Raw genomic sequence first — 16,036 nt, 5'->3', positions numbered from 1 at the left:
GTACGCACCTCCCCCAAAGGAAGTGCCGAGGAGGCCCAACCAGCGTCCATGCCGAGGGACTCGCGTCCCGAGGGCTCGCAGCGAAGCGGGCGAATGACCGGTGGCAGCCCCGATGAGGAGTTCGCCTCTCTTTGTCAAAGCGGAAGGATCAGTCCTACCTTCTTCCAGTTGGCGGCCCAGTCCGCCAACCCCGCGGAGCGAAGCGGGCGGAGAAGTACCGGATGCCCTTCCAGATCGAGGGAGTCGCCACTCCCGAGATCAACCAGGAGGCCTGATCAACTCATACTTGATCAGGCCTCCGCCCTGTCCGGAGCCGGTGGCGCTCCGCGAGCGCTTGGCAGGTGACGGTCACCGCCCGCGTGTCGCTCCCCGGAGTCGCCGTACCTCACCTGTGGAATGGGCCATGAGCCCGGACCACGTATGAGGTGGTCCGGCCCTCACTTCTCCCGCCCGGCACGAGGCACCGCCGGGCTCAGTCCCAGATCAGCGGCGCCAGTTGCGCGGCGGCCGGATCCTTGCCGACGGCGAGCCGCAGCGCTGCCTCGGACTCCGGCCCGAACGCGTCCACGAAGCCGTGGGCGGCCAGTGCGGGGAGGCGCTCGGCGAAGCCCTCCAGCGCGTTGCTCTGGGCCAGCGCCCCGATGATCGCAGCGGCGTCCTTGGCAGCTTTCGCCTCGATCTGGGCGGGTTCGAGGCGCTTGGTGCGCCACAGCGTCGTGGTGTAGCCCGGATCCGTCAGGCAGGTGCGGAAGTAGGCGAGGGCGGCGTCGCGGAACTCCGCGGCCAACGTCGCATCACCGACGGCGTCGCGCGCGGCCTGCACGTCCTTGTCCCGGAACAACTTGTCCATGGCGCGACGAACCTGTGCCGGCGTCGAGCCGTGCGGTTGCTTCCCCTCCACCAGGAGGTGCAGCCAGAACGCGAGGAACTTGTCGACGTTGCCCTTGGGGCCCCGGCGTGCGCGTTCCAGCGGGCTCTGCGGTTGTGACATGGGCCCATCCTGCCACCATCGTGGCGGTCAGCGTCTCGTCGGCCGGTCACTCCAGCAGCGAAAGGACGGCCTCCTCCAGAGCCGTCTGCCGCGACGTCGGAGTCCGGTACCTGCGGGCGGCCGCGTCCTCGATGGTGTGGCCGCGCTCGTAGTGGTCGATGACGCGGGGGTCGATGTAGGAGTTGCGGGCGACGGTGGGGGTGTTGCCCAGGTAGTTCGACGTCTCCAGCACCGCCTGCCGGATGGCCCGTTTCCTGGAGGCGCCCGTCTCGCCGGGCTCGTCGGTCAGGGCCAACACCTCTGCGGCGATCACGGTGGCGTGCCAGGTGCGGAAGTCCTTCGCCGTGAGGTCGCCGCCGAAGAGGTCGGAGAGGTAGGCGTTCACGTCACTGGAGACGAGGTCCTTCCAGCCGTCGTCCACCCTGTAGGCGAGGAGCCGGTCTCCGCTGGAGCGTCGCGCCCGCATCACCTCCAGCGCTTTGACCGCGGCCCCGTCCTCCACCACGACGGTGTGCGCGATCCCGGACTTGCCCTGGAAGCTGAACACCAGCGAGTCCCCCCGCCGGCGGACGTGCTCGCGCTTCAGCGTCGTCAGCCCGAACGAGCCGTTGGCGTCGGCGTAGGCGTCGTTGCCGATCCGGAAGTACCCGACGTCGAGCAGCCGCACCGCAGCGGCGCAGGCCCGCTCCAGCGGCATGCCGTCGAGGGCCAGGTCCCTGGAGACCCGACGCCGCGCGTGTGGCAGCTTCTCGGCCGCCGCGACGATGCGCTCGAACTTCGCCCGGTCGCGCTTCTTGCGCCATTCCGGGTGGTAGAGGTACTGGAGCCTCCCAGCGTCGTCGACGCCCGTGGCCTGCAGGTGGCCGTTGGGGACGGGGCTGATCCACACATCCTGCCAGGCCGGCGGAATGGCCAGTGACTTCACCCGCTGCACGTCCTCCGGTGGCAGGGGTTGGCCCTGTGCGTCGCGGTAGCTGAAACCCTTGCCGGCGCGGCGCCGCGTCCAGCCCGGCTGGCGGGGATCCACCCGCCTCAGTCTCATCACGGGGAAAGAGTAACGGCGCTGCCCCCACCCGGGAGGAGATGTCCTAGAGTTCCTCGACGAAATCGTAGGCAGGGACGGTCGGGATCCGCAGGATGAACTTCGCGCCCTTGCCCGGGTGGTTGCCTGCCTTCACGGAGCCGCCATGCGCCTCTGCCGTGTGGGCGACGATGGAAAGCCCGAGCCCCGTCCCCGGAGTGTTGCGGGCGCGGTCGGAACGGTAGAAGCGATCGAAGATGTGGGGGAGGTCGTCCTCCGCGATGCCCGGACCGTCATCGATGATCGTGAGGCTGCCGTCCTCGAGGATGACGTCGATCACCCCTGTGGGGGGCGAGAACTTGACCGCGTTGTCCAGCAGGTTGGTCACCGCCCGCTCCAGCGTCGACGCGTCGCCCAGGATGGGTGTGGGTTCGAGTTTCACGTTGAACGTCAGCATCGGGCCGCGGCGCTGGGCCCGTTCGACGGCGGAGTCCACGACGTCTGAGAAGTCCAGCGCCTCGTGGGGGCGCTGCAGGTGGTCGTCACGGGTGAGGGCCACGAGGTCCCCGATCAGGGCGGAGAACTCGCCGAGCTGTGCGGAGACGTCGGCGAGGATCTCGGTGCGGGCGCCCTCGGGGAGCATGCCCGAGGTGTCGTCTGCGACCAGGAGTTCGATGTTGGTTCGCATCGACGTCAGCGGGGTGCGCAGCTCGTGGCCCGCGTCGGCGATCAGCTGGCGCTGCTGCTCCCGCGACGTCTGCAGGGAGCGGAGCATGCCGTTGAAGGACTTCGTGAGTTCGCCCAGGTCGTCGCGGCCGTAGATGCGGATGGGGTTCAGCTGGTCGGTTTGCGTGACGTTGCGCACGGCCCGGGACAGCCGACGGACCGGGGCCAGTGCCCCCTTCGCCACCAGGAGGACGGCGATGGTGGTGACGAGGATGCCCACCAGCCCGCTGATCACGATCACGATCCACATGGAGCGCAGCGTCGACTGGAGGGTTTCCAGGGACCTGGCGTACATGATGGCGTAACCGCCGTCGCGCGCCTGCAGCGGCACCGCGACCACCCGGTAGGAAGTGCCGTCGTTCAGCGTCACCGAGCGCGCCGACGAGCCGAGCTGCAGTCGGGCGATCGCAACCTCCTCGGCGCCTGCGGGGAGCGCCACGGTCTGCCCGGCTGAGGGACGCGTGTCCCCGTTCACGGAGACCAGCGCCAGGACCTCGTCGGTGCCCCGCAGACCCGAGAGGTTCAGCCCGGTGAAGCCCGAGACGTCGTCACCGACGGTGGCGGTGGCGGTCAGGGCCGTCGAGGTCAGCTCACGGTCGAGGTTCTCCAGCAGGGACCAGCGCGTGACCAGATAGGCCGTCACGCCTACGAACAGCACGGCCAGTGCGACGCTCAGTCCTGTCAGTGATGCCAGCCGTCCCTGGAGACTCTGGCCGGTGACGATCCGCTCGACGCCGCGTCTGAATCTGATCCAGAGACTGCCGATCACGGGGGCGTTTCACGCAGTACGTATCCCACGCCGCGGACGGTGTGGATCAGGCGCGACTGTCCGCCCGACTCGGTCTTGCGGCGGAGGTAGCCGATGTAGACCTCAAGGGAGTTCGCGGTGGCGGGGAACTCGAAGCCCCACACCTCGTTGAGGAGGGTGCTGCGCTCCAAGACCTTGCGCGGGTTCTCCATGAAGGCCTGCAGCAGCGCGAACTCGGTGCGGGTGAGGGAGATGTGCTGACCGGCGCGCGTGACCTCGCGGTGCTGCGGGTCCAGGGTGACGTCGGCGAAGCTCAGGGTCTTGGACTCGTTCTCCGGCACGGGCTTGGAGCGGCGGGTGAGTGCGCGCAGGCGGGCGAGCAACTCGTCGAGGGCGAACGGCTTGACCATGTAGTCATCCGCGCCCGCGTCCAGACCGTCGACCCGGTCGCCGACGGCGTCGCGCGCCGTGAGGATCAGGATGGGTACGTCGTTGCCGCTCTCGCGCAGCATCCGCGTCGCCTCGAGGCCGTCGAGACGGGGCATCATCACGTCCATGATGACCGCATCGGGTGTGTGCCCGGCGAGCTTCGCGAGGGCCTCTATGCCGTCGCTGGCCGTGATCACCTCGTCGCCGGAGTACTTGAGGGAGCGTGCGAGGGAATCGCGAACGGCCTGATCGTCGTCCACCACCAGGATCTGCATGGGCACAGCCTACCCAACCGGCGGGTGTTCCCCGGGACCCGCAGCCGCTGCAGAGTCCGACCCACCTGCTCATCACCGTGTCGGAGTTACGGTCCATACATTGTCGGTCTAGAATCCTGGTCGAACCCCTTGTGTCGGGTACCAAGCAAGCCCTAGGTAGGCAATGACCAGCCCGAGTGTGAGTCCCACCACTCCAAGCCGATTCGAAGCGAGCCATGGCGGCTGGTGACTCTGCAGGGGCCGAGGCGAGGCGCCAGCTGGCTCTGGCCGCCGAGCACGACCGCGCGGCCGCGGATGCGCGCCTAACCGCTGCCAACTACTCGGCGGCCGAGGCCACCGAGAAGCAGACCGTCCGGACCCTGGCCCCGTTGTGCGCCGTCGGCTATCACCTGCTGCCGGACCGGCGTTGGCCCGGCAGCCGACGCGCCCAGGTGGATCTCGTAGTGATCGGTCCCGGTGGGGTGTTCATCGTCGACACCAAGGCCTGGCGTGAGGTCTCGATCGACTCCGGACGGATGTATCGCGGCGATCTCGACGTCACCGACGAGATCGCCTCGCTCGCGGACCTCGTGCACGACACCCACGGCGACTTCGCCGAGATCGGCCTCGCCCCGGGAGAGGTGCACGCGATCGTGGTGCTCGCCGGACGTGCCGGGGTGGACGCGGAGGTCGAGGGGGTGCGCATCGTCGGTGAACGGGACTCCTTGCGCTGCATCGCCAATTACCGCAACCGGCTGACGGGCGCGCAGGTGGATCAGGTGATGGCGCGGGCCATCTCCTTCTTCCCGCAGGTGAACGCCCCGGCGCCGGTGGTGGCCACCGTGCGCGAGCCCGTTCTGCCGGCCCCCGTCGAGACCTCGGTTCAGGATGCGCTGCTCAGTCCTGAGGAGGTCAACGACGCACTGCTCCAGGTGGTGCTGGCGAAACCGATCGAGCAGTGGATGTCCTTCCTCCACCCCCAGCAGGCCAAGCTCGTGCGCCGCTCGTTCGCCGGCCCTTCGCGTATCCGTGGCCCGGCCGGCAGCGGCAAGACGGTGGTGGGACTGCACCGGGCGGCGCACCTCGCACGTCACAAACCCGGGAGGGTGCTGGTCACGACCTACGTCCGGACGTTGCCGGACGTGCTGAAGCAACTCCTGGGTGAACTCGCGCCCGAAGTGGTGGACAAGGTTGATTTCTCCGGTGTGCACGCGTTCGCCAGACGAGTGCTCGACGAACGCGGCGTACGGTTCCGCCTGGATCCCCGTGCCGCGTCGGAGGCCTTCCAGGCGGCTTGGGCCCGCACCGGTGCGGCAGCTGCGCTGGCAGGCGTGGGAAGGGATGCGAAGTACTGGGACGACGAGATCCAGTACGTGCTCAAGGGGCGGGGCATCACCCGGTTCGAGGAATATGCGGAGCTCGCCAGGACAGGGCGCCGGTTCCGGCTCGCGACCCCGGGCCGGCGTGCGGTTTGGGACCTCTACGAGGCCTACGACGCCGAGCTTCGGCAGCGTCGCGTCATCGACTACGCCGACCTCATCCTCCTTGCCGAAGCCGAACTCCGCCGCGAGCCGATGACCGACTACTCCGCCGTCGTCATCGACGAGGCGCAGGACCTCTCGTGCGCCATGGTCCGGATGCTGCACTCTCTGGTGGGTGACGAGGCGGATGGCTTCAATCTCATCGGGGACGGGCAGCAGTCGATCTACCCCGGTGGCTACACCCTCGCGGAGGCGGGCCTCTCGGTTGCGGGACGCGGGGCGGTACTGGACATCAACTACCGCAACACGGCGCAGATCATCGCCTTCGCGCAGCGCCTGGTCGCCGGTGACGAGTACCCGGACATCGAGGGAGTCATCTCCAAGGGTGACGTGCCATCGAGCGTGCCGCGCAACGGGCCAGAACCGGTGATCGTCCGCCCGGCCGGGAACCCGGAGCTGCACAGCGCCGTGATCAGCCGGATCCGTTCGGCCACGCAGGAGATCGGGACCGGGCTCGGGGACCTCGCCATCTTGTGCATGACCCGCCGCGGGGCAGCCGCCATGGTCTCGCTGCTGAAGTCCGCCGGTATCCCCACCGTCACGCTGGAGGACTACGACGGAGTGCCGATCGATGCGGTCAAGGTGGGCACGATCAAGCGCGCGAAGGGGCTCGAGTTCAAGCAGGTGCTCATGCCGGAGGTGTGGAACAAGTACCTGCGTCCCGAGCCTCCCGCCGACGACGCCGAGCGCGAGCGCTGGGGCCTCACCCGCAGAGAGCTGTACGTGGCGATGACCAGAGCCCGCGACGGTCTCTGGGTGGCCATCACCTGAGCCCGGGACGGCCGGGCTCAGTGCCGCATCGACAGCTGGCGCACCAGCTTCACGAGTTCCTCCGCCCACAACACGATCGAGGCCATCGCGATGGCGATCGCCCAGTGCGCGGCATCCAGGTCAGCCGTGCCGAAGGCGGACTGCATGAAGGGCACGTGCACGACTGCGACCTGCAGGAGGGCGGCCAACGCGATCGCGGCCCACAGCCACCGGTTGTTGAACAGGTGGCTGAACGCCGACGTGTGGTCCGAGCGTGCGTTGAAGGCGTTGAACAGCTGCGCGAACACCAGCGTGGTGAAGCCCGCGGTGCGTGCCACCTCGAGTGAATCGCTGCCCTCCATCAGCCCGCCGGGCAGGAACATGTCGATCGTCAGGAGCGTGACCGCCCCCATGATCAACCCGATGAACAGGATCCGGCCCCACATGGCGCGGTCCAGGATCCGCTCGTCGGGGCGGCGCGGCGCCCGCCCCATCACGTCGCCGTCCTCGGGGTCCACTCCCATCGCGATTGCCGGTCCGGAGTCGGTCACCAGGTTGATCCACAGGATCTGCGTGGCCAGCAGCGGCACGGCGATGGCGCCGGGGTTGCCCGGGTCCGCGAGCCCGAAGAAGCCGGCGAGCACCACTCCGAAGAAGACCGTGGCCACCTCGCCCATGTTGGACGACAGCAGGTAGCGCAGGAACTTCTTGATGTTGTCGTAGATGCCCCTCCCGAGCCGGACCGCGGTCACGATCGTGGCGTAGTTGTCGTCGGCGAGGATCATCTTGGCGGCTTCCTTGGTGACCTCTGTGCCGGTGATGCCCATGGCCACGCCGATGTCGGCCGACTTCAGTGCCGGGGCGTCGTTGACGCCGTCGCCGGTCATGGCGACGAGCTGCCCGTCAGCCTGCAGTGCGTCGACGATCTTCAGCTTGTGCTTCGGCGCCACGCGCGCGAACACCGAGACGTCGCGGGTCGCCTGCTGGAACTCGTCGTCGTCGAGTTCGTCCAGGTCGTTGCCGGTGAGCGCACGAGCCCCGGGATCGACGATCCCGAGGTCGGAGGCGATCCGGGCGGCGGTCACCGGGTGGTCGCCGGTGATCATGATGGTTCGGATGCCTGCCCGGTGTGCTTCGCGCACGGCGTCGGCGGCCTCCTGACGTGGCGGATCGATGATCCCGACGACGCCCAGCCACACCAGGTTCTCCTCGTCGGTGTCATCCAGTTGGTCGTCGTCGGCATCGCCGAAATCGCGGTACGCAGTGCCCAGCGTGCGATACCCCTGCTCCGCCAGCTCGCCCACCACCTGCTGGATCTCGCGCCGCGCCGCGTCATCCAGGTCGACGACCGAGTCGCCCACCTGCCGCCGGGTGCAGTGGGTCAGCAGAACGTCGGGAGCGCCCTTGGTGAAGACCCGCTCTGCGCCCGACTCGTCGTGGCGGCCGCTGACCGACATCATCTTGCGCTCGGAGGTGAAGGGCACCTCGCCGGTGCGCTCGTATCCCTTCACGCGGTCGCTGGCGCCCTCCAGTTTGGGCTGGGCGACGAGGAAGGCGGCCTCGGTTGGGTCCCCCTGGACCTCCCACTCCTCCGCCTTGGTCAGCTGGGCGTCGTTCGCGAGCGAGCCGGCCACCAGCACCATGCGCGCCTCCGTCATCGCGTCGTCACCGGGCTCACCCTCGACGCCGCCCTCGGGCACGTACCCCGTGCCCGTCAGTTCGAGCTGGCCGGATGCGGTTGCGACGGTGCGCAGCGTCATCTCATTGCGGGTGAGGGTGCCGGTCTTGTCGGAGCAGATCACCGACGCCGAGCCCAGCGTCTCGACGGAGTGCAACTCCTTCATCAGCGCGTTGTGCGAGGCGAGTTGCCGGACCCCGACTGCCAGCACCAGCGAGAGGATCGCGGGCAGGCCCTCCGGCACGGCGGCCACCGCGAGGGAGACACCCATCAGCAGGACGGTCACGAGTTCGTCGATGCTGCTGACTCCGTTGATGATGATCAGCGCTGCCATGACGACGATCGCGATCCCGATCACGAGGATGCCGAGCATCCGTGAGACGCCCTCGATCTCCCGGTCCAGAGGGGACTTCTCAGACTCCGTCTGGTCCAGCATCTCGGCGATGGCACCCATCTCGGTGGCCATTCCAGTGCCCGTGACGACGGCGCGACCGACGCCCTGGACCACGGCGGTGCCCTTGTAGACCATGTTCTTGCGGTCGCCCAGCGCGGTGTCGGCGCCCAGGACCGCCGGGTCCTTCACCGAGGCCTCGGACTCACCAGTCAGGGAAGCCTCCTGGATGCGCAGCCCGGTGGCCGTCAGGAGCCGCGCGTCGGCCCCGACGGCGTCGCCCTCCGCGAGCACGAGGACGTCCCCCGGCACCAGCTCGTGTGACGGGATGCTCATGCGCCGGCCGTCGCGCAGGACCGTCGAGGTGACCTCGGTCATCCGGCTCAGTGCGGCGACGGCGTCGGCGGCCTTGTTCTCCTGGACGAATCCCATCACGGCGTTGGCGACGACGATCGCGGCGATGACGATGGCGTCGACCGGGGCCCCGCTGGCTCCATTGGCGAGCCAGGCTGCGAGGGAGATGGCCATCGCGACGAGCAGCAGGTAGACCAGCGGGTCCTGGAACTGGCTGAGGAACTTCCTCCAGCCCGGGATCGGCGGCTTCGAGCGCAACTCGTTGGGGCCGTGTTCTGCCAGCCTCTCCGAGGCCTCCGCGGTGGAGAGGCCTTGGTCGGGCTCCACGCCGAGGGCCTCGGCGACGGCTCTTGCTTCGGTCTGTTCGGGTGTGGTCTCCGTCAGTTGGGTCACTTCGCTCCTAGCAACGCGGGAACCGCGTGGGCAGCGAGTCCCGACCAGTCCAGTCTACGGCGCGCTCCGGGCTTGGATCGGATCCGGCGCCGGCCGTCGCCTATGATCGGCGGTGAAGCCTTCCCTGGGAGAAGTCATGAGTACGCAGGCAGATGCAGCAGCCGCCGCCGTCGCACTACGGCGCAGCGCGGCGGACCGTTTCATGCGGCGCCTCCTGCGCGTCTCCGCCACCGACGCCGGCGTCGTGGGCGACGCGCACCGCGCCTTCCGCACCTCGCTGGTCATTTCGGGGGTCCGGTGCCTGGTGACCTACCTCGTGGTGCCCATCGCCGTCCCGCTCATCAGCTTCGCGGGCTTCCTCGCGGCGCCGCTGGGGATCGCGCTGTGCGTGTTCGCCGTCGTCAACGGCGTGGTGAGCGTGCGCCGGTTCTGGATCTCGGACCACCGGTTGAAGTGGGTCTACACCTGGTTCATGGTGTTCGTCTTCGCGGTGCTCGGGGTTGCCCTGTATGCAGACATCAGCAGATTGGTCGCGTGACATGTCCACCGAATCAGAAACCGGCGGGCCCGTAGAGCTTCCCGCGTCAGAGCCGGCGGAGCAGCTCCCCGGTGGGACGCTGACCCAGACCATCATCACCATCGCGATGTTCGTGGGCTTCGTCCTCTTCGTAGCCATCTGCCTGCCGCTCTACTTCTTCTGAGATGGCACCCACTCCCGCGAGGGTTGATCTCGGGCAGCGGCCGGCCCCGGAGCTGGCCGACTTCGCGCGGCTCGTACAGGAGCGGGGACTCACCGTGCAGGGCATCCACCTCCACAGACGGGGGCGTCCCGACGTGGAGGCTCGTTTCCGCTCGGACGACCCGATCCACGTCTTCTCCTGCTCCAAGACCTTCACCGCGCTGGCGTTTGGGATCCTGCATGGACAGGGGCGGATCGGACTCGAGGACCGTCTCCTCGACCTGGTCCCGACCGAACGGGATCCTGCCGAAGGTGTGGAGGCCGTCACCATGGGACACCTTCTGACGATGACCTCTGGAAGTTCCGCCACCGTGTTCACCGACGAGGAGAAGCTCTCCTCCGATGTCGCCGGAGATTTCGTGTCGGCACCCCTGCTCACCACCCCAGGCGAGCGGTTCGAGTACTCGAACGGCTCCACCTACATGTTGGGCCGCGCGGTGGCGGCGGTGGCGGGGGAGAACCTGCGTGACTTCCTCATGCCCCGGCTGTTCCTGCCGCTGGGCATCCTGAACCCGTTGTGGGCTGAGTGCCGGGCCGGCCACACCTGGTCTGCCTTCGGACTCCATCTGCGAACCGACGAACTGGCGCGGTTGGGCCGCCTGCTGCTGCAGCGGGGACAGTGGCACGGCGAGCAGTTGGTGCCGGCAGGGTGGGTTGATGCCATGCACGCACATTGGGTCCCCACGCTCCGCGACGACGAGCCCGAAGCCGCAGGTTACGGCTTCCAGGTTTGGGAATGCACTCCCCGGGGGGCTTGGCGGGCGGATGGGAACCGGGGGCAGTTCGTGGTGGTGCTGCCGGAGCAGGATGCGGTCGTCACGGTGACAAGCCATGAGGAGTTCGCCATGTACGACGTGCTTCGGGCCGTGTGGGACGGCGTCCTGCCGCATCTCGGTTGAGGCCCCGAGGGGCAGTGCACCAACGATCCGAGTCGCGCCACCAATTTGCCGTAGCCCGCGCGCCCGGCGCCAGGCTGGGAGGGATCCCAACGCTGATCCAGCCGCGTCCTGGCTGGCTACGCTGGAGAGCATGGCCTCCCTAGTCTTCGTCTGTTACGGCAACATCTGTCGCTCGCCGATGGCCGAGCGGGTCGCCCGCAAACAGGCCGCGGAGCGGGGTCTCGAAGTCGACATCTCCAGTTTCGCGCTGTCGACGGAGGAACTCGGCAATCCGATCGACCGTCGCGCGGTGGCAGTTCTCAAGGCGGCCGGGTACGACACCGACGGGCACCGCGCCCGTCAGGTCACGGCAACCGACATAGAGTCTGCGGACCTCGTCGTGGCCGTGGAGCCGTACCAACTCAAGCGGCTCCGCCGGATCGCCCCGGGTGCCGTCAACCTCCGGTTGCTCAACGACTTCAACCCCGAACTGGAGCCGGGCACCCCGCTCATCGACCCCTGGTACGGCGATGACGCGGGCTTCCACGACACCCTGGCCGACGTCGAGGCCGCCATGCCCGGCATCCTCGACGAGGTTGAGGCGCTCGCCCGCTAGGCTTTCCTTTCCATCATGGAAAGGGCCGGCTCGTGGGAGACCTCCGGGGACGCAGCTTCACCAAGGAACTCGACTTCACCAGCGACGAGTGGAGCGCTCTGCTCACGCTCGCCGCGGAGTTGAAGGCCGCCCGACGCGAGGGCCGCGAGGAGCAGCGCCTGGTCGGCAAGCAGGTGGCGCTGGTGTTCGAGAAGACCTCCACCCGCACGCGCTGCGCCTTCGAGGTGGCCGTTGCGGAGCAGGGTGGCCGGACCACGTACCTGGATCCGGCCGGTTCGCAGGTCGGCCACAAGGAGTCGGCGGCAGACACCGCCCGCGTCCTGGGCCGCTGGTACCACGGCATCGAGTACCGGGGCGCCGCGCAGGCGACGGTGGAGACGCTCGCCGAGTACGCCGGCGTACCGGTCTACAACGGACTCACGGACGACTGGCACCCCACCCAGATGCTCGCCGACCAACTCACGATGCTGGAGCACGCCGGCAAGCCGCTGGCCGAGATCAGCTACGCATTCGTCGGGGACGTGCGCAACAACGTCGGGAACTCCACGCTGATCTCCGCCGCAATGATGGGCTCCGACGTCCGCCTCGTGGCCCCCGTCGCACAACAGACCGCGCCGGAGATCCTGGCCCGGGCGCGAGCCATCGCCGAGCGCACCGGAGCGCGGATCACCGTGACCGACGACGTCGCCGAGGGGGTGGCGGGGGTGGACTTCGTCGCCACCGACGTGTGGCTGTCGCTCGGCGAGCCCAAGGAACTTTGGGCCGAGCGGATCGAGCTGCTGCGGCCCTACCAGGTGAACGCGGAGCTGATGGCGCTCACCGGCAACCCGAAGGCCAGGTTCCTGCACTGCCTGCCCGCTTTCCACGACCGCGGCACGGCGGTGGGCGAGGAGCTCTACCAGGCCACCGGGATGAGCGCGCTCGAGGTCACCCACGACGTGTTCGAGTCACCGGCGAGCGTCGTGTTCGACCAGGCGGAGAACCGGATGCACACCATCAAGGCGATCCTGGTCGCCACCCTCGCGGGCTAGCTCCGGCATGGCGAACGGCAGGGGTGGCGGGCACTTCGACAAGCCGCCCCTCAGCAGCGCCGAACTGGTGGACCTCATGGTCCGCAGGGGTCTCGTCGTCGAGGACCGGGAACGGGCACGCCGGGCGCTGTTCCACATCGGCTACTACCGACTCGCTCCCTACCTGTCCCCGTTCCAGCGCTCCGATGCCGACCACCAGCTCCGGACTGGGACGACGTTCGAGCAGGTGCTGGCGTTGTACTCCTTCGACCGCGACCTGCGGCTGCTGGCCATGGACGCGCTCGCCCGGATCGAGGTGGCCTTCCGGGCCGTCCTGAGCGAGGTGATGTCCAAGGCGGACAACGACTCCCACTGGTACACCAGGCCCCACTACTTCAGCGACCTCGGAGACTTCAGGGTGCTGCAGGGCAACGTCGCACAGGCGCTGGAGCAGCCGTTCCCCGCTCTCCAGGACTACCTGCTGCGGTACCGGACACCCGAGCTGCCGCCGTCGTGGCTGATGGTCGAGGTGTTGAGCATCGGTCAACTCACGAGGGTGCACAAGTCGCTGAAGCGGCAGACCCATCGCGATGCAATCGCACGGGGACTCGGATCCACCGACGAGCTCCTGACGTCCTGGCTCGAGGTCTTCGTTCGAGTCCGCAACATCGCCGCCCACCACGAACGCCTCTGGGACACCCGGCTGGGCAAGTACCCCAAGGTTCCGCACGGGGCGGGCGTCGCCTGGCCCGAGAACTGGGACAAGCTCCTGGAGGAGGCCTCGGACACGCTCTACTGCGTGTTCTCGGCCGTGCAGTCGATGCTGTTCACCGTTTCCCCCACGAGTCCGTGGGCCGGTGAACTCGCGGCACTGCTCGAGGGGCACGCGATGGAGCGGGAGGTCATGGGATTCCCCGCAGGCTGGGGGGAGGATCCGTTCTGGTCCCGCGCCATCACCGAGGGCGACCCGGGTTCCTTCTGAAGCGGCCGACCCGCAGGGTCGCGCGCGTCCAACACGACGGGAGGGGCCGGGCCTCGCGGCCCGACCCCTCCCGGATCTCGTCAGCGCAGCGGGTCAGCTGAACAGGACGATGTTGTTGAACACGAACTTCTTCTCGGGAACGTAGTTCCATCCGCCACCCGCGCGGGGGACGGAGGAGACGACGCTCACCTCGGCGTAGGAGCGGCAGGCGTTGTCACCGGTGCGCGCGTTGTCGCACTCGGTGTACCAACGACGACCGTCGGCGGCCGTCCACTTGCCCTCGTAACCCAGCGGGTTGTTCGCCCACGCGCTACGCGCCATCGGCAGGTAGGTCAGGTTGTTGAACGTCCAGGCGTTGCGCTTGAACACCTGACCATTGACGATGTCGACCTGCGTGGCCCAGATCAGGGTCCAGCAGCGCTCGGTCTGCGAGTAGGGCTCACAGGCCGTCATCCAGAGCCGCCCGTTGTGACGGTGGAGGCCCTCGGTGGTGTAGACGTTGAACGGCTGTTCCGGTTCGACTGGTTCGGCGGTCAGCGCGACGTTGACCTCGAAGAGGACCTCGGTGCCGGAGGGCTCCACCACGAGCGCGACGGTGTGCGTGCCGGCGGCGAGTTCGGTGCCCTGAGCGATGGCGAGGTTCACCGTCGCGACGCCGTCGGTGACGGTACCGCCACCGACGATCTCGTCACCGATCCAGGCGGTCACGTCGGTGTTCGCGACCTGCGGGGAGACTTTGTCCCCCGAGTCGTTGAGGAACATGTCGAGCGTGTCCACCTGTACGCCGCCCTCGAGCGGCGCTCCGACGACGACCTCCACCGGGGCTGCGCCCTCGGTCAGGGTGGTGGGCACGTCGGTCAGGGAGACGCCGCGCTTGGAGTAGTCGGGCCACAGGGCGTCCTGCTGCTCGACCCATTCCACCCAGGCCTCGAGGTCCGCACGGCCGGTGTCGGCGGTGTTGACGCCTTCGCCGAACGCCCGGAAGTTGTCGCCCCCGGAGATCAGGAAGGAGCCGGAACCGACCGTGTACAGCTTGGCCATGTCCATCGGCTCACCGTTGATGTGGATCCCGGTGATGCGCTCGCCCTCGGGGAGGGACTCGTCAAAGGTGTAGGAGACGTTCTCGGACAGGCCAAGGGCCAGGTAGGGACGGCTGGGGACCTCACCTGCGGAAGTGCGCTGCCACTGCTGCTCCAGGGCCTCCTTGAACTGTGCTCCCGTGACCTGCGTGGTCATCAGCGAGTTCGCGAACGGCAGGACCAGAGCGGCTTCCTCGTAGGTGATGGTGCCGCGGTCGAAGCTGTCGCGGGTGCCGCCGGGGTTCTGGACGCCGATGAACTCGTCGTTGCCGTTGCTGAGCTGGTCGTAGAACATCTGGGCGACCATGTTGGTCATCGGTGACTCGACGTTGCGCGTGTCCGCGTTGCCGGCTCCGGGGGTGCTGATGGCGCGGTTGGCGAACCCGACGGGCTGGGCACCGAGGCTCTCGGCAGTGGCAACTGCTTCGGAGACGATCTCCTGGATGGCGACGATGCGGGCCTGGGTGCCGGGCGCGGCTGCCCGTGGCAGCAGTTCGGTACCGGCGATGCCACAGTAGGTGCCGTCGCTGTTGACTCCCAGCTCGACCTTGGCGAGGTGGGTGCCGTAGGAGGAGGCCTGAAGGATGGGGCGCTCGCCGTCGTCGAGGGTGACCCAGTTGTAGATCTGGTGGGTGTGGCCGTTGAACACGACGTCGATGTTGGGTTCGAGCTCGTTCGCCATGTCGGCGAAGGCGCCGGGGGTGGCGGCGTTGTCCTCGATCGTGGCGTCCTCGGTGATGGTGCCGTCGCGTTCGATGGTCCAGCCGTCGGGGGCGCCCTCGTGGATGGAGGCGATGACGACGTCCGCGGTGCCGGCCGCCTCGATCTCCGCTGCGACCCGGTTGATGGCCTCCACCGGGTCACCGACGGTGAGCCCGGTGAGCCCGGCGGGGGAGACGAGGGAGGGCAGGTCGCCGGTCACGGCGCCGATCACGGCGATCTCGAGGCCGCCCTTGGTGAAGGTGTCGTACTCCGCGAGCGGTGCCGGGACGTCGGTGGTGCCCTCGGTGTAGACGTTGGCCGCCAGGTAGGGGATGGTGGCCGAACCGAAGGGAATGACGCGGTCGCGCAGGTCAGCCCAGCCCTTGTCGAACTCGTGGTTGCCAGCGGCGACGGCGTCGACGTCGATGGCGTCGAGGATCTCCAGGGTCGGATTGTCGTTCTGAATCATGGAGACGAAGGTGGAGGCGCCGATGTTGTCACCTGCACTGAGCAGCAGGACGTTGTCCTCGCCGACGGCATCCCGCTCGTTCTCCACGACGGTGAAGAGCCGGGCCGCGCTCTCCACGCGGCCGTGGAAGTCGTTGAAGCTGAAGACGGAGACGGTGGAGTCCGGGGCAACACACTCGGTGTAGGCGTGGGCGACGGTGGGGGCGGCCACCGTGCCGAAGGTCAAACCACCCAGCACCATTGCTGGGGCCAGGCCAGCGGCCAGGCGTGGAGTCAACTTCTTCAT

13 protein-coding genes are annotated in these 16,036 nt (G+C 68.3%); 7 read left to right on the top strand and 6 right to left on the bottom strand.

Going from position 1 to position 16,036, the window contains the following annotated elements:
• Positions 1-472 precede the first annotated feature (472 nt).
• The 4 genes from LKO27_RS11795 to LKO27_RS11780 are packed head-to-tail and all read right to left on the bottom strand — an operon-like array spanning position 473 to position 4,190.
• On the bottom strand, positions 473-991 hold the full coding sequence (locus LKO27_RS11795) for a DUF6553 family protein (protein WP_227737706.1): 519 nt from the start codon (positions 989-991) through the stop codon (positions 473-475).
• A gap of 46 nt (positions 992-1,037) precedes the next feature.
• Complete coding sequence (locus LKO27_RS11790; RefSeq protein WP_227737846.1) at positions 1,038-2,033, bottom strand: DNA topoisomerase IB; 996 nt, start codon at positions 2,031-2,033, stop codon at positions 1,038-1,040.
• A gap of 46 nt (positions 2,034-2,079) precedes the next feature.
• On the bottom strand, positions 2,080-3,507 hold the full coding sequence (locus LKO27_RS11785) for a sensor histidine kinase (RefSeq protein ID WP_370630018.1): 1,428 nt from the start codon (positions 3,505-3,507) through the stop codon (positions 2,080-2,082).
• Positions 3,504-4,190, bottom strand: a complete 687-nt coding sequence (locus tag LKO27_RS11780; protein ID WP_255622500.1) for a response regulator transcription factor — start codon at positions 4,188-4,190, stop codon at positions 3,504-3,506. Before LKO27_RS11780 ends, LKO27_RS11785 begins: the two co-directional genes overlap by 4 nt.
• Positions 4,191-4,405: 215 nt before the next feature.
• Here LKO27_RS11780 and LKO27_RS11775 point away from each other — a divergent pair, with 215 nt between their 5' ends.
• Entirely contained in the window at positions 4,406-6,481 is a 2,076-nt protein-coding gene (locus tag LKO27_RS11775; protein ID WP_227737704.1) for a UvrD-helicase domain-containing protein, read from the top strand.
• 17 nt (positions 6,482-6,498) lie between these two features.
• Here LKO27_RS11775 and LKO27_RS11770 read toward each other — a convergent pair whose 3' ends face one another.
• Positions 6,499-9,276: a cation-translocating P-type ATPase gene (locus LKO27_RS11770; protein ID WP_227737703.1), complete on the bottom strand. Its 2,778-nt coding sequence runs from the start codon at positions 9,274-9,276 to the stop codon at positions 6,499-6,501.
• Positions 9,277-9,412: 136 nt separating this feature from the next.
• On the opposite strand from LKO27_RS11770, the gene LKO27_RS11765 reads away from it, so the two are divergent.
• The 6 genes from LKO27_RS11765 to LKO27_RS11740 all read left to right on the top strand — a co-directional run bounded on the left by LKO27_RS11765 (position 9,413) and on the right by LKO27_RS11740 (position 13,501).
• A complete protein-coding gene (locus LKO27_RS11765; protein ID WP_227737702.1) occupies positions 9,413-9,814 on the top strand; it encodes a hypothetical protein in 402 nt (133 codons plus the stop codon).
• A 1-nt stretch (position 9,815) separates the two neighbouring features.
• Positions 9,816-9,977: a hypothetical protein gene (locus LKO27_RS11760; RefSeq protein WP_227737701.1), complete on the top strand. Its 162-nt coding sequence runs from the start codon at positions 9,816-9,818 to the stop codon at positions 9,975-9,977.
• Between the two features lies 1 nt (position 9,978).
• The gene (locus LKO27_RS11755) at positions 9,979-10,914 is read left to right on the top strand and encodes a serine hydrolase (protein ID WP_227737700.1); all 936 of its coding nucleotides are present in this window, start codon (positions 9,979-9,981) and stop codon (positions 10,912-10,914) included.
• A 130-nt stretch (positions 10,915-11,044) separates the two neighbouring features.
• Positions 11,045-11,509 carry a low molecular weight protein-tyrosine-phosphatase gene (locus LKO27_RS11750; RefSeq protein ID WP_227737699.1) on the top strand — a complete coding sequence of 155 codons (465 nt, stop codon included), beginning with the start codon at positions 11,045-11,047 and terminating at the stop codon, positions 11,507-11,509.
• A 32-nt stretch (positions 11,510-11,541) separates the two neighbouring features.
• On the top strand, positions 11,542-12,540 hold the full coding sequence (gene argF / locus LKO27_RS11745; protein WP_227737698.1) for an ornithine carbamoyltransferase: 999 nt from the start codon (positions 11,542-11,544) through the stop codon (positions 12,538-12,540).
• 7 nt (positions 12,541-12,547) lie between these two features.
• Positions 12,548-13,501 (top strand): Abi family protein, encoded by a 954-nt coding sequence (locus LKO27_RS11740; RefSeq protein ID WP_227737697.1) that lies wholly within the window; start codon positions 12,548-12,550, stop codon positions 13,499-13,501.
• A gap of 93 nt (positions 13,502-13,594) precedes the next feature.
• Here LKO27_RS11740 and LKO27_RS11735 read toward each other — a convergent pair whose 3' ends face one another.
• Complete coding sequence (locus LKO27_RS11735; protein ID WP_227737696.1) at positions 13,595-16,036, bottom strand: bifunctional UDP-sugar hydrolase/5'-nucleotidase; 2,442 nt, start codon at positions 16,034-16,036, stop codon at positions 13,595-13,597.

Origin of the sequence: Tessaracoccus sp. OS52 (assembly GCF_020687685.1) — a bacterium.
Taxonomy (GTDB): Bacteria; Actinomycetota; Actinomycetes; order Propionibacteriales; family Propionibacteriaceae; genus Arachnia.
This window is presented reverse-complemented; position numbering and strand designations above follow the sequence as displayed.